Annotated in this window: 12 protein-coding genes; 2 read left to right on the top strand and 10 right to left on the bottom strand. The window is 38.1% G+C overall.

Annotated features, from left to right (window positions below; genetic code table 11):
* Position 1: 1 nt before the first annotated feature.
* The 6 genes from phrB to I6E72_RS18905 all read right to left on the bottom strand — a co-directional run bounded on the left by phrB (position 2) and on the right by I6E72_RS18905 (position 4809).
* Entirely contained in the window at positions 2-1396 is a 1395-nt protein-coding gene (phrB, locus tag I6E72_RS18880; RefSeq protein ID WP_197113787.1) for a deoxyribodipyrimidine photo-lyase, read from the bottom strand.
* Positions 1396-2349: a YbgA family protein gene (locus tag I6E72_RS18885; RefSeq protein WP_165722968.1), complete on the bottom strand. Its 954-nt coding sequence runs from the start codon at positions 2347-2349 to the stop codon at positions 1396-1398. The genes phrB and I6E72_RS18885 overlap by 1 nt, the downstream gene beginning before the upstream one ends.
* Positions 2350-2357: 8 nt before the next feature.
* A complete protein-coding gene (locus I6E72_RS18890; protein WP_010552977.1) occupies positions 2358-3038 on the bottom strand; it encodes a ChrR family anti-sigma-E factor in 681 nt (226 codons plus the stop codon).
* A complete protein-coding gene (locus I6E72_RS18895; protein WP_010552978.1) occupies positions 3031-3654 on the bottom strand; it encodes a sigma-70 family RNA polymerase sigma factor in 624 nt (207 codons plus the stop codon). The genes I6E72_RS18890 and I6E72_RS18895 overlap by 8 nt, the downstream gene beginning before the upstream one ends.
* A 68-nt stretch (positions 3655-3722) precedes the next feature.
* Positions 3723-4301, bottom strand: coding sequence for an LON peptidase substrate-binding domain-containing protein (locus I6E72_RS18900; RefSeq protein WP_024591092.1), 579 nt, complete (start codon positions 4299-4301; stop codon positions 3723-3725).
* Positions 4302-4536: 235 nt separating this feature from the next.
* On the bottom strand, positions 4537-4809 hold the full coding sequence (locus tag I6E72_RS18905; protein WP_007580717.1) for a hypothetical protein: 273 nt from the start codon (positions 4807-4809) through the stop codon (positions 4537-4539).
* Between the two features lie 298 nt (positions 4810-5107).
* Here I6E72_RS18905 and I6E72_RS18910 point away from each other — a divergent pair, with 298 nt between their 5' ends.
* Entirely contained in the window at positions 5108-6799 is a 1692-nt protein-coding gene (locus tag I6E72_RS18910; RefSeq protein ID WP_197113789.1) for an alkaline phosphatase D family protein, read from the top strand.
* A 60-nt stretch (positions 6800-6859) separates the two neighbouring features.
* Here the strand turns inward: I6E72_RS18910 and I6E72_RS18915 are convergent, their stop codons facing one another.
* The 3 genes from I6E72_RS18915 to I6E72_RS18925 all read right to left on the bottom strand — a co-directional run bounded on the left by I6E72_RS18915 (position 6860) and on the right by I6E72_RS18925 (position 11524).
* Entirely contained in the window at positions 6860-8344 is a 1485-nt protein-coding gene (locus I6E72_RS18915) for a cellulase family glycosylhydrolase (RefSeq protein ID WP_197113791.1), read from the bottom strand.
* A 389-nt stretch (positions 8345-8733) separates the two neighbouring features.
* Positions 8734-9084 (bottom strand): hypothetical protein, encoded by a 351-nt coding sequence (locus I6E72_RS18920; protein WP_197113793.1) that lies wholly within the window; start codon positions 9082-9084, stop codon positions 8734-8736.
* An 88-nt stretch (positions 9085-9172) separates the two neighbouring features.
* Positions 9173-11524: a TonB-dependent receptor gene (locus I6E72_RS18925; protein WP_165735784.1), complete on the bottom strand. Its 2352-nt coding sequence runs from the start codon at positions 11522-11524 to the stop codon at positions 9173-9175.
* A gap of 219 nt (positions 11525-11743) precedes the next feature.
* Between I6E72_RS18925 and trhA the strand changes: the two genes are divergently transcribed.
* The gene (gene trhA / locus I6E72_RS18930) at positions 11744-12373 is read left to right on the top strand and encodes a PAQR family membrane homeostasis protein TrhA (protein ID WP_197113799.1); all 630 of its coding nucleotides are present in this window, start codon (positions 11744-11746) and stop codon (positions 12371-12373) included.
* A 133-nt stretch (positions 12374-12506) separates the two neighbouring features.
* Here the strand turns inward: trhA and I6E72_RS18935 are convergent, their stop codons facing one another.
* The gene (locus I6E72_RS18935) at positions 12507-15032 is read right to left on the bottom strand and encodes a metallophosphoesterase family protein (RefSeq protein WP_197113802.1); all 2526 of its coding nucleotides are present in this window, start codon (positions 15030-15032) and stop codon (positions 12507-12509) included.
* Positions 15033-15331: the final 299 nt, after the last annotated feature.

Genomic DNA, 15331 nt, shown 5'->3' on the forward strand with positions numbered 1-15331 from the left:
ATCACACCTTAAATGCAGCAAGTGCACGTTCTCGTGCCGCTTTATGATCAACTATTGCTGGCCAGTAACATTCCTTATCTTTACCTATTGCGGCTAAATAAGTGTGTGGAAAATGAATGTGTTTATCTGGCACGTTTTCAAGCTCTGGCAAATACTTACGGATAAACTTGCCAGTTGGATCAAAGCGCTCGCTTTGTCTGATAGGGTTAAAAACTCTAAAGTAAGGCTGAGCATCACACCCAGTACTTGCAGCCCACTGCCAACCACCATTATTAGAGGCTAAATCGCCATCAATTAGGTGCTGCATAAAAAAGCGCTCACCTTCGCGCCAGTCTATTAATAAATGCTTAGTTAAAAAGCTCGCAACAACCATACGTAAACGATTGTGCATCCAACCGGTTTGCTTTAGTTGTAGCATTGCAGCATCCACTAACGGGTAACCTGTACGCCCTTCACACCATGCTGTAAATTCATTTTCGCTTTTACGCCACACTACGGCGTTATACTTTTCGTTAAAGTTATCACCGCGCGAAAGCTTCGGAAATTCAGCAATTAAATGCCTGTAAAATTCGCGCCAAACAAGCTCGTTAATCCACGTAAACGTTTTACTTTTTGACGTAGTTAAAATATCAGGATAACGCTGCTGAATATTAATAAGCAGCTGTTTTGTGCTCACAATACCAAGTGCTAAATACGGGCTTAAACCTGATGTGCCTTTTACGCTGGGTATATCACGCTGATCGTCGTAGCTTGTAAGTTTGTCACATATAAAATTATCAACTACGGTTGAGAGTGTTTCGTCGTCAACCGGCCACTTATCCGAGCATCCATCACTTTTTAGTAAGTCGCTTTCATCAAATTTTATTGGATCAGAAGTTAGAGGCCATTGAGGCAAACTAAAATGTGTATCTTGATACTGCTTTAGCCATGCTCGCTTAAATGGAGTAAACACTTTATACATTTCATTACTTTGATTTTTAACCGTTCCAACAGGTGCAATTAAATCACCTTCGTACAAAGTAAAAGTAATTGAAAGCTCATCGCATTCGTGCAAAATTGCTTTATCGCGGTTTACTTCATTAAGCTCATATTCTGTATTAGCAATTACGTGTTTTACATCGTTTGATTTACAAAAATTAATAAGCTCACGCGTACAATCACAAAAGCTTGGCGCTTCAATAACATGTAAAGTAATGCCGTAATCAGCAAGCTGAGATTGAAGATAAGTAACTCGGCGCTTGAGTAAGTCAATCTGAATAGGCGCAGTTTGGTGCTGTTGCCACTGTTTTTCAGACACAAAAAAAATGGCGTGTTTAGCGCCATTATTTAGCGCTTGAATTAACGCTTCGTTAGAAAAAAGGCGCAAATCGCGCCTAAACCAAAATAATGTATCCATTAAATACCAAATCGTAGTTTTAAATCGTGAGGGTAAGGGTTAAAAAATACTTGTTTTTCAAGGTACTCATTTGGGTGAACCTTCAAATGATGTTTTAACAAGGTAAGTGGTACATACAATGGCACCAAACCTTCGCGGTATTCATCTATCGCATCACGAAGTTCTTGTTTTTCAACCTTCGATAAATCATTTTTAAAGTAACCTTGTAAATGCATTAGCGTGTTGCAATTATTTCTGCGAGAAGCTGGCTTTTTAAGACCCGTCATCAAACCTAAAATATATTCATCAGCAACTGCATTTATATCGTCGCCTACATAAGTCCCCAGCAGGTTACCCAAATCACGATAAGCTTGATAGTTATGAGCCATCAACAAGTACTTATACTGAGAGTGAAATTGAGTAAGCTTATGAACCGTAAGCGGCTCTTGTACTAATTTTTGCCAGTTTTTAAATACGTAAATTCTCATTACAAAGTTTTCACGTAAATGCATGTCGTTTAAACGTCCGTTTTCTTCACATGGCAATAATGGGTTGTGCTTCATTATTTGCTCAGCAAAAAAACCAACGCCTTCTGAGGTATTACCTGTTCCTGCTTCATTGTATATTTTAATGCGCTCCATGCCGCAGCTTGGGCTTTTTGCACAAAATACAAATCCGCTTAATTCTTTAGCTTGTTCAGTTGCAACTTTTTTACCATATTCAGTAAGTTGTTGGCCTACTTCGCCGGTGCCATCTGGGCGGCATACTTTAATAGTATCGCCCACTTTAACTTGGCGAATAGTTGGACGAGGTATCGGTAAACCAACAGCTACTTCCGGACAAAACCGTGTGTATTCAACGTGTTTACCTAGCTCATCCATACAAAAATTTGACTTTTTATGTCCCGTGTCAAATCTAACTTTTTCGCCTGCTAAGCAGGCGCTTATACCTATTTTTATTATATCTGTGTGCATATATTCTCTTAGTAAATCAAATTACCTATTGGATTTAGTAACTTGCTGAAGCCCTTATTAAAATGTAGCGCACTACTGACAACTGTAAAGCATAAACATCCATCTTTCGTTAAAGGTGTATGTTGATGACTACCATCTTGCCAAATAAAGTCGCCTGGTACGTAATTACCATCTTCATCACTAAACTCACCATCTAGTAGTAAAGTAACTTCAAATCCGGTATGTGTATGCTCAGGAATTTCGCCACCGGCATCAATATGTAGCAAGCTAGAACGCAGCGCACCATCATCAAGCGAAACGCGAGATCGTGCCAGCTTACCAACTTGTGTAAATTTGCTATGAGAAATACGTGTCAAAGCACGTGGAAGCTGATAGTTATGCTCATTCACTTTAATAGAGACAGGCTCTACTTCGTAAACTTCATCGATAGAATCATCAGACATGATCATATCGAGAACATTTAGTTCAAATTCTTCAAGTAAATCAGATTTCTCAGTTTGAGGTTTCTCAAATTGACCAGGCTCTTCACTAAATAATGCATTTGCATTACTAGCTTCAATTTTAGCTACTTTAGCTTGGCACACAGGGCACATGTCTACGTGAATAGAAACGGCTAAACTCAATGATGTAGCAAGTGATGCATCGCAATACTGTGTCAGTAAAGTTTCACTCGGGTGATGTTTAATCATGCTGATCTCCCATTTCATTACGTAATTTTTGCAAGGCCAAACGTAACCGTGATTTTACCGTGCCTACTGGAATATTAAGTTGATGTGCAAGTTGCTCTTGCGACATATCTTGAAAGTAAACGCCTCTTACCACTTCGCGTTGAGCAATCGGTAATTTGTCTAAATAACGCTTAATTTGCTTATCTTCTAAATGATCACTGTATTCGTGATGCGTATCTTGTGAGTCGTTTAGTAACGGCCAAATATCTTCGCTTATATTTTCTTCTTTATTACTTTTCATTTTACGAAGCATATCGAACGAAGCGTTACGCATAACGGTATAAACCCACGTAGTCGCAGCGCCTTTTTCACTATGATACAAATGTGCTTTACGCCAAACAGACGTTAATGTTTCTTGCACAAGCTCCATGGCTTGGGCTTCAACACCAAACTGCTTAATTCCAAAGCGTTTAATTTTTGGCGCAAAGTATTCAAATAAATATGAAAACGCTTTTTTGTCGCGTGATTGCGCAACATCTATAAGCGCTTGCATGAGCTCTTTACTCGGCGTTTCTGGCATGGCAGTGTACTTACCTGTATTAGGTTCACAACGTGGTGACTGTTGTTGACTTACCATAATAATTTATCCCGTTATTGCTTTTGTATTAAGTAATACGGACAATAATTAATTTAGGATCATAAAATTTAGGCAAATTCGTTATTAATCACAGTATGGAGGAAATTCAGTAAGTTATCAAAATTCGTTTCAAACGCAAGTTGCTGTTTTTTCTCAATAGAAACAGGTAGGAGTTCAAGCCAACGTGCTGCAATCCAGGGAAGCTTGTCAAAATGAGTTTTCTTGTACAACAAATTAAGTTCCGGATTACCTTGAAACACGTTTTTAAGCGCATCGTGTAATAGGTAATGTTCACCAATTTGGTTGTTAGAATCTTTGTACCAATACGGCGTATTACAAGGCGATACCAAGCCATGGCGTAATTCGTCTTCGTCTTGATAAACATCATTAATTTGCACATTTTGCGATGCAAATACATCAATTAATAATACATCGTTATCGTCTTGGTCAAAATCAATAATATCAACAAGGCAACCTTGCGCGCTTATATTAAAAGGCGTGTCATGCTCGAACGTACAAAGCACAAACCCTGTATTATTTTTTAATGCGGTTTTAACCATATTTAAATAGCGAGGCTCAAATATGCGTAATCGCGTATAACCTTCAGGTAACATAAAAATGGGTAATGGAAAAATCGCACGTTTCATAAAGTCTACTTATTTCAAACACTCTGCCTTTATTTACGTGCGCTTTTGCTAAGTCGATCAGCTTTGTATGAATCGAATTAATTACCAGCTATATAATTGGCTAAAGATTAAACCAACCTCCCATAGCTTTAAACACTTGAACCGAGTAATAAGCGCTAATCATACTGACTACGGGTGCTAACATTAATGCAAATAATCCAAGTTCACTGCTCATCGTTTTAATCCTTTAAATAATTTATTTTACGTTTTTTATACTAGTGTCAGTATTTTTAAGCGTTGTGCTATCTGTTAAAACAGGCTCATCTAATAACCCCTCTAAAACAGTTTTAGCATCAAAATAAAGCGTTTCCTTTAGTGATTTTTCAAGCTCGATTGTGGTTTGCTTAACATAGCTTGCTACACTTTGAGTTAATATATCAGTTACATCTAGGTCCACCTCTGTTGCGTGTACTTGCGCAGAACCTAATACTAATAAACTTGCCATAGCGATTTTAATTGAATGTTTCATAATGGTATTCCTTGTTTGTGTATTGTTTAGACGTAGTTATATACTCAAGGGTTGTGCCAACATAAAAACAAATCTTAACCAGTTGTAATTAAACAACTTTACACACATCACTTTAATTTAAAAAATTCATCCCTCGTTAATTTAACCATTTAATTTAATTTTTTGACTACTTTTTAGTTAATAAATAAAAGGATTTAAATGTATTAATACCGTCACACTAAATACATTTAGCGTTTATAAAAACGTCATATCTACCCGCTAAAGTGCACACCACTATAAATAATTCAAAAAGTGCAGTATGACTCTTTCATCACGTCGAAATTTTTTAAAAACCTCAGCAGCAAGCATATTTACCGTCGCAGTATCGAGTGCCATTACAGGTTGTGCTCAAACATTAATAAACAAACCTCTATCGGCTATTGAATTTAAACACGGTGTAGCGAGTGGCGATCCGCTTAGTAATGCTTTAATAATTTGGACACGTGCAACCACTTCTCAATCAAATTTTGAAGTTACTGTTGCTTGGGAACTGGCAAGTGACTCTCAATTTAAAAACATTATTCGCAGCGGGCAAGAACAAACAGATAAAAGCCGAGACTTTACAATAAAAATAGATGTGCAAGAACTTGCTCCAAACACAGAGTACTTTTATCGGTTTATGAGTTTGAATACACAAAGCCCAATTGGCAGTGCTAAAACACTACCAATAAACAATGTTGAACAAGTAAAAATGGCTGTTGTGTCGTGCTCAAACTACCCTGCTGGGTACTTTAATGCCTACACAGATGCCGCTAAGCAAAAAGATTTAGATGTAGTACTGCATTTGGGAGATTACATTTACGAATACCCAATGGGCGGATACGCTACCGAAAATGCCGAAAGCATTGGCCGCCAATTAGCAGCCGATAACAGCGGTGAAATTATTACCCTTAGCGACTATCGTAAACGCTATGCTATTTACAGAACAGACAAAGGCTTACAAGCACTTCACGCTGAAGCGCCATTTATCGCAATATGGGATGATCACGAAGTAACTAACGATACCTATAAAAGTGGTGCTGAAAATCATACCCCTGATGAAGGTGACTTTTTTAAGCGTCGCGCAGCAGCTATTCAAGCCTATTACGAATGGCTGCCAATTAGGCCACCTATGGGCGAACAAAGCCCGCAAATATATCGCACCTTCGATTTTGGTAATTTAATAAGCTTACATATGCTAGATACGCGCGTAATAGCACGCGATAAACAACTCGCTTACAGCGACTACAAAAACCCCGAGACCAAGCAAATGGATGTTGCGCACTTTGTCAGTGATTTAAATAATCAAAATAGGCATTTACTAGGTAACACACAACTAAACTGGCTCACCAGTGCAATAACTAAATCAAATGCAAAATGGCAAGTATTGGGCCAGCAAGTATTGATGACTAAAATGTGGCTACCTACTGAAATATTCTCGCAATCCGATCGCACTAAAATACCTCAGGTGTTAAAAGAGCTTGTTACCATTAAAAAAGCAGTGTTAGCTAATAAAGCGGTAACACCCGAGCAACTCGCACGCGTAAATACTTTAATGCCTTATAATTTAGATGCGTGGGATGGTTACCCAAGCGAGCGCGAAGCATTATACAAAAGCATTACCGCATTAAATAAAAAGTTAGTCGTGGTTGCAGGTGATACGCACAATGCGTGGCATGGCACATTAAAAAATGCAAAAGGCGAAAGCGTAGGAGTAGAGTTTGCAACACCTGGTGTTACATCCCCGGGTATGGAGCATTATTTAGCGCTTAATACAGCACAAGCAAAGCAAATGGCTGACTCGCTTTCATTGTTAATAAACGATTTAAACTATTGTGACTTATCACACCGTGGGTATATGCTACTGACTATTACTAAAGAGCAAATCACAACCGATTGGCGCTATATAGATAACATAAACTCACCAAGCTACAATATTGTTGAACAACACCAAAGTGTTTATAAAGGCTAATACTTTTAAAAAGAAGGTAAATGTATTATTTACCTTCTTTGTATATTTTATAAAACGTGCTTAATTACAAGTATAAAGAAGCGTCCACGAAGCATCACTTCCTGGAAGGCTATTTGTATACCAATTTGCGCTGTATGCATTGCCTTGATATTGCATTTTATCGTCGGTGTTATTGTGAGTAAACGGGCCACCTGAGTAATCTTTGTTCACCCAATTAGGGTATGTATTAATGCCATTACAATCGGTTGAACTTACAACACTGCATCCATTTGTATCAACACTTGTACCAGCGGGTGTATCTGGGCACTGATCAATATCATCATTCACACCATCGTTATCCGCATCGCTTTGTGGCTCAACTACTTCAACAACACAACCTATATTATTAACAGTTTCACCTGCAGGTGTATTAGGGCATTGATCAACACTATCGCTAATACCATCACCATCACTGTCAGTTACTGCACAACCAATACTATCAACCGTTGTACCTGCGGGAGTATTATTGCACTGATCAAGGCTGTTACTTACACCATCCCCGTCGCTATCTAAATCAACATTGCTACTACCACCACCCCAACCTTGAATGATCTCTTTAACTTTAGTACCTGACGCGGTTAGTGAATTCCAACTACCGCCTGGAGTAAATAACGATGCACCTTCGTTTTTATCGTTTAAAGCCCAGTTAGCGTGACTAATATTGTTTGTTTTAAAAAATGCCATCCATGCATCGGTTTCATTGATATTAACACCACCATTGCCATCAGCATTGACTGTTCCCCACTCTGTGGCGAATAGTGCAATGCCGTTATCGAGTGCTGTTTGTGCTTTATTTCGATACGATTGACCATGCGTGCCAGCATAAAAATGCAGAGTGTAAGCAATATTGGCACGATCAATTGGGTTTTGTGATGCCACATCAACATCTTGCGACCACGTAGGCGTTCCAACCACAATTAAGTTATCAGGGTCGATTGCTCTAATTTTATCAATAACTGTTTCTGCGTAAGGCTTAATATCGTTAACCCATGAGATTTGTAACGGCTCGTTATAAATTTCATAAATAACATTGTCGTACTGCCCATATTTGGTAGCTACGTCTTCAAAAAAGCGAACTGCAGTTGCTTGATCGGTATGTGCTTCATGGCTATGAAAATCAATAATAACGTACATATCTTCGCTAATAGCTGCGTTTACAACAGTATCAAGACGGCTCATATTGCCCTCCCAATCAAAGTTCAAACTACCACCAGTACTCGTACCATGGCCAATAGCTGCACGAATTAATGTTGCATTAAATTCAGTTTTTGCCTTTGCTACTGTTTCTGCTGTATAAAATTTTTCAGCGCCCCACCCCGTATTACTCCAAAATAGGCTAGGTCCTGCAAAGCTTGTGTTTTCTCCACCCGCAAGAATTTGATTCCCACTCACCGTTAACTTCTCAACAGCGGCATTAGCCATTGTTGAGCATCCTAATAATAAAGCTAACGATAAGCTCGCCACTTTAAAATCCTTTCTTTTGTGATTATTTGAACTGTTATTCATCGTATTTCCTTAAATTGAAATTATCAGTCGTCATTGCTTGACGTAATAAATTGATAGAAAACCAATACTTAATAATTAAACAAAGTTAATTTGGCGAGCATAAAGTATCATTTATTTATTAACATTAAATGAATAAAAAGGTACAAGGAGAAGGATTTTAATTAACTAAATATCAACAAGTGAGCGATTTAACGAGGTTTGAGGATTTTACTGGGTATATACAGGCATTTACACGATGCGGGCAAAAAATCTCGGTTACAAAAAATATGTATAAAAATGAAAAGGCGGTAATAATAATTATTACCGCCATCAATAATAGCTAAATATCAGGGATAAATATGCGGGAAGAAAATTAATAAGCCAACCAAACCGAGTTCTAATTAAGTGGCTTATTTTTTAGTGGGAAGTACTTTTCTGCCCAAACGGTATGCATCGGCTATGCTCAGCACCCAAATTATAATCATTAAAGGTACATACTTATATTCAGCGAGTTGAGCGCAGGCGTCAGAAGGTTGTTGCGCGGCTTTTAAAATGGCCGTAACCGACATGGGGATTTTTCCGTGTACAATTTCATTTGCAGTACACTGTGCAATCGCAAATATATCTTGAAGGGTTAAAATTAAAAGAACAGAAAAGACACCCGCAAAAATAGCGCCTATAAGGTGTTTTTTTAGAGAAAAATGCCCCGCTCCAGGATAAACAATGGCGGTAAGTAAAGCAGCTTTTAGATCTTGTTTCATTTTTACCTAATATAAATTCACTTTAACGTGATCACATAAAAAAGCCACTTTGCAGTGGCTCAATTAAAATATCAAGTAGTTAAATGTATTATTGTCCACCAAACCCGAGAGTTAACTCAATACCAACAAAGCGAGGTGCTCCTGCAACAAATGTTGGGTTGCCAAATCCCCCTCCAGTATTACCTGCATCAACTAAATACTCTTTATCTAATAAGTTACTAGCAAATACACTAACAGCCCAGTCATCACCATTTGCGATACCTAAGCGCGCACTGACTAATCCAAGCCCAGGTTGGCTAATATCTAAGCCTGATATTGGCGCATTTGCTGGCTCAAAAAACACTTCAGAGCGGTAGCTATATATTAAAGAGCTCGTTAAATTAAGTGAGTTCGACAATTCTGTTGAATAAAACAGCCCCGTACTAAACGTCCACTCTGGTTGTAGTCTAAATTTATTGCCTGCGAGGTTACCGTTATTACTATCATCATCTATTTCAGCATCAAGGTAAGCCGCATTGGCAAAAACCTCAAACTCATTATTAATTAACGCCCTTACCTCAGCCTCTGCGCCAACATTAGTGGCAGAGCCCGCATCAGCAGAAAACGCAACGCCTTCATCATCCTGTAACGTAACCTGAAAGTTAGAGTAATCTTGATAAAATACAGCGACAGAGTAATCTAAACGCCCGTCAAGCGCTTTGCCTTTAATACCGGTTTCGTAGTTCCAAATAATTTCCGCTGGGACTTCTGATATAGAGGCTTCGACATTTCCTTGTTCGTTGTTAGCCGAACTTACTTCAAGTACTTCCGAACGACGCCCTTTTGAAACAGTCGCATACATATTTGTAGTAGGGTTTATTATATAAAGCGCATTAAAACGTGGCAGCCAATCATCATAATCAGCATCGCCATAGAATGTTTCACCATTTGTATCAACCGTAAACAATGGCGCTTGTGTTAAAACACTATTGGGTGCTGCAGAGCTATAACCACTGCGCTTTTCTTCTTTTATATAACGAAGACCCGCTGTTAACTCTAATGCTTCAGTAGTAGCATAAGTTACATCAGCAAACGCTGAGTACGCTTTGTTTTCACCATAGTTTGTAAACTCTAGTGAATATGGCAACTCGTTTACTACACCACCTGTTAATGCTGGCGTTAAAATATTAACGCTACCATCATTATTAATACAAGGAACACCTGAACCCAATACGCCCAAGCAATTTAAAAATATAGACTCCTCTGTACTAAATGGAATACGCTGGCTACCATCTTCTTCAAAGTAACTCACACCAAAAATACTAGTAAACTTATTCTGTGTATAAACAGCGCGTAATTCTTGGCTAAATTGATCGCCCTCAGCAGCTTCTGCAAATTCTAAAAACCATGCTTGCGTACCATCAGCATCAAACACTTCTAAAGAGTCAAAATTACGCCCTGCAGTAATTGAGGTGATTGTTAAATCGTTACTTACATCCCAATTTACAGTCAAATTTAAATCGTTAACTGTGCGCTCTACACCTAAGTCTTTTTTTCCAAACACAGACTCTGCATACGGACTACCTGGCATTTCAACAAAGCTATATGGACTTGTATCACCACCGGTTGGTGCATAAAGCCCATTTTTAAAAGATGTACCCGAGTCATCATTTTTTTCATACGTATACACCAAATCAATCGTTAAATCGTCACTAGGTGTAATACGTAAAGACGGACGATAAGAAAAACGCTCAATAGCATGCATATCATCTTGCTTAAACCCAGCCGGATTTTGGGAGTTACTATCTCCTGCAATATTTTTTATAAACCCATCACGTTCACGATAAGTAAAAGCAACACGGCCTTGCAATAAATCATTGCCACCCGTTACAAAGCCACTAGCACCTTTGGCCGAGTAATTACCAACGGATGCTTTTAATTGAGCCGAAAAATCTTTTTCTGGTTTACGTGTTGCTACACTAATAGCACCTACAGAAGCTGCTGTTCCAAACAGTGTCGCTTGTGGTCCCTTAACAACTTCAATCCCTTCTACATCAAAAAGCTCAAAGTATGAGCCACGAGAGCGTGATACATCTGCTCCGTTATAATAAATAGACACACGAGGGGATGATTGAGACGACCCACTATCAGACGTAATACCACGAATTACAAAGCCCGGGTTGTTAGGGCTTTGCTCTTGAATAACAAGCCCGGGTGTTATTTCAGATAAGGTGTCTAGTTCACCTATACCCAAGCTTTCTAAAAAGTCGCCATCGTAGGCGCTTATTGTTACGGGCACATCTTGTATTGATTGCGCACGCTTTTGAGCAACAACCACTATTTCATCAAGTTCTTTATTTATGGTTTGATCTGCAAAACTATTTGTTGATGTAACGCAAATCATCGCCACAGACAATTTAGTAAGTTTAAGAAAAGGCCGTGTTGTTAATTTATTTTTCATGTTTTTCACTGTTCGTCCGGTTAATTGTTTTTAGGAATGACCAGTAATCTAACGAACTATTACGACTTTTTTACGTCTTATTAATTACGCATTGGTTAAATTGATGTTTCAACTTTATGAAAAACAATAAATTATTGTATTCATATAAAAATTATAATATTGAAAAACTCAGCGTACACTTGTACACTAAAATTCATTCAAATAGTGGTAGGATCTGTTATGTCGTTAGAAGCGCCCTATTCTAAAAAAGAAGAACAACTAAACGTAATTAGCCATGCACTTGGTATTGTATTTGCCGCGTTTGTAATGTGGGATTTATTTAGCCAAGCCACCAGCACTAAAGCATATATTACTACTGCAATTTACGGCAGCAGCCTATTTGTGCTGTTTTTATCATCCACTTTGTACCACGCCAGTATTCAACCGCGCTTAAGAGCCTTTTATAAAAAGTGCGATCACTGCGCCATATACTTATTAATTGCAGGCACCTACACTCCCTTTTTATTAATCTCATTAACCGGTGCTTGGTCATGGGCAACACTTACATTTATTTGGGCGGTGGCACTGGCGGGCGTGGCGTACAAAGTATTTGTAAAAAATGGTAATAAAAAAATATCACTCGCCACCTACTTACTCATGGGCTGGTTTGCACTGGCTATTGTATATCCGCTTTATTCAAGTGTTGATGTAAAAGCACTTTACTGGCTACTTGCCGGCGGTATTTTTTATAGTTTAGGTACATTATTTTACAGCGCTAAAAGCACCCAATTTAGCCACGCTATTTGGCACTTATTTGTTATTGCTGGGTGTGTTTGCCATTATATTTCAATTAGCAATTACGTTTATTGATAACGACTTAAAGTGCACAACAAGCAGCACATCGAAATATTTAGAGGATCACATATGTAAAATCGATATAAAGTCAGGCTCTATATCGATTTAAAATACACTAAATTATATAAATTCAAAAATAATGAGGTCTTTACCCAGCATTATCAACTTTTAAAACCAAAGCAAATCGACCGTCTTTATGTGTAAAACCCCAAACAGAGTTATTGTTATAATTATAACCCCACAAATAAGTCCCACAACTGCTGCTTACATCACTTGGCGCACTACCAGCACCCGATTGAAACATAACGCTAAAGTCATCCGAGTAAGAGGTAGCAGTAAAGCAGTTTTCATCTAAAAACGCGTCCCAAACACCCGTTTCTTCATTGTATCGACCAATAGTTAAAGTAGATAAATCAACGCCTTCGGGAGCTGTTATTGCAATCGCCATTGCATCGGCGTCATCTTCAGCGGTGATCACACCATCTCGAATAACATTTGTTGGATTATCGGTTTCCACTGCATCTTTATCAAAAAACAACTCTGAAGGAGAGCTGGTTTGCACAAATCCGTTTGTGTTTTTATATGAGCCATCTTGGTTTAAATTACCATTAATGTACAAAATATCAGATACAGTTGTAGCATCCTCGTCAGTAAACCAGCTCAATGACAATAATTCATTCATTGCTTGCTCTTCTCGAGGAATACTATAAGCATCAGCAAAGATTGTATATTCACCTTTACCTGTCCCTAAATCATCTTGATAGTTTGCATCAACGCCCACCTGCTTTTTATCTTGGGTATCGGTAGTTAACACTTCAACACTGTTATACGTTAAATTAAAACCATCTAAAATAGCCGCTTGCGTACCAATATAACCGGCTTCATCAGGTGTTTTTGTTGTTGCCCAATAAGATTCGTAAGGAGAAACAACACGCTGTAACGCATCGCTCGTATAGCTTGCACTATCACCTACATTCCATTCAATAGGGATAATTTCTTCAATGGTTTTACCTGCTGAATCAACATCATATTGCACCCAAGCATTTTGAGGTTCATCCCAATATGTGCCCATGTTCATATCTGCTTCTGAGAAATTAACCGGTGCATAATAGTTTTTAAACGTAATTTGACGACCATTAACTTCAACAATCACAAATGAAATTTTGTTTGACTTTTCATACTTAGTTAAATCTTTAGTGTACTGACTATTTGTTCCTTCGTAGTCACCTACTTGAGCAAAATTATCCTGCGCTAAACCCGTTTCATATTTATCATGAATACCATAACGATTGTTATACGCTTTCCAAGATGCATTACCGGCAACAATTTGCGTAAAGCCAACAGATGGATTCGAATTATCTGGATGAATTAAGCTACGAGAGTATTGATGATCGTGCCCAGCAATATAGTTAACTTTATATTCACTCAATAAATTAAGGACGTTATCCATTAAGCCAGGTGAAGACTCATCTTGCAGCTGTAAATAACCTAATTGACCAGTATCAAGCCCTAATATACCTGGCTCAGTTTCATCCTCATCTCCACTTGTACCATCGCTTTTTAACGAACTAATATAGTCAAAATATTCATCATAATTATAAACAGACGGACGCTTTTTGGTTGATAAAGCTTCATGACCAAACATAACGATATGATCAACCGTAGTCCCTTTTGTTTCTAAAACATTTTTTAACCAATCATAAATAAGAAGCCAAGTACCTTCATAGTTAACAGACACTAAATCACTGGCATAAAAGTCTATAGCAATAAATAGGGTATTGTTTTGAACGGTATAGTACATAAGATCTTCAATACCTTCGTAACCCACTATTTCGCCGCTTTCTAACCCTTTGCTTAATAGTTTTCCTGGGTATTGTTGATACAAATTGTACCCTTGATCGAATTCCTGTGAATCTGCATCGGTATAAGCATCAACACCATTATCCATATTATTAACAGAGCGATTATCGGTAGTATCCACAGAAGTAGTAAACCAACTTAGCCAATCATAACCGTCTACAATTTCGTGATTACCACGCACAGGTAAAACAGTCATTCCGGCTTCAGTTAAAGGCGTGCCAACCTTATTCATCCATTCAACATATTCATTTTCTGTGCGTACATCGGTCATATCACCTACGGCGAGTACAACTGAAACCCCCTCTTCTTTTATCTTAGAAACAATAGGGTCAACTAATAAAGCAGGAAGGTGTTTAAAATCATAAGGCGTATCTGAACGTTCACTACTTGCGATTTCGACCGGCACGCCGCCAGCAACAAGCGGATCTCCATTTTCATCAACAAAAATAGCGTTATAAGGGTCAGATACGTCAATCTTCCAACCTTCACCATCAAAAATGTCATCATTATTAACGTCATAACCAATATCGACAGATAACGTTATACCATCGTAGGTATGTGTAATTGTTTGTTTATAATCATCATCATCTCGACCTTGAGTATCGGGTATAACCGCAAAGCGCCAAACATTATCACTATTATTTTCTGCAAGTTTATTAGCTCCTTGCGTCACCGTAGTACTTACCGTAGTACTTACCGTACTTTCATTTTCAACTTGATCAGAATTTTTTGTTGAATCTAAATTATCAGAACCACATGCAAAAAGAGCATTGGAAATAACAACTATTAAAGCGGTTTTGCTTAAAGCCTTCATTAGGGTATTTACCTATTATTTAATTATAATTTTATGGCAACTTAGCTTCACAGCTGCCAAATAGAAATAAAGTAAATAAGGTACAGGGGAAGTATTACAATTTTATGGAAATTAACGTGATATAAACCTGAAGTGAAAATTATTAATTTGGGGGCAAATAGTAATACGCAAACAAATTAAACAACAATTAAGCAAGACAGCCACACCTAAATTTAGGATGGGTGATGAGATGGACGCTCCCCAAAACGGCGTCAATGCGCCAAACTGGTAATTGAACTCACTCAGTTAAAAGGGAACGT

Source organism: Pseudoalteromonas sp. NSLLW24 (assembly GCF_015864725.1).
GTDB lineage: Bacteria > Pseudomonadota > Gammaproteobacteria > Enterobacterales > Alteromonadaceae > Pseudoalteromonas > Pseudoalteromonas arctica.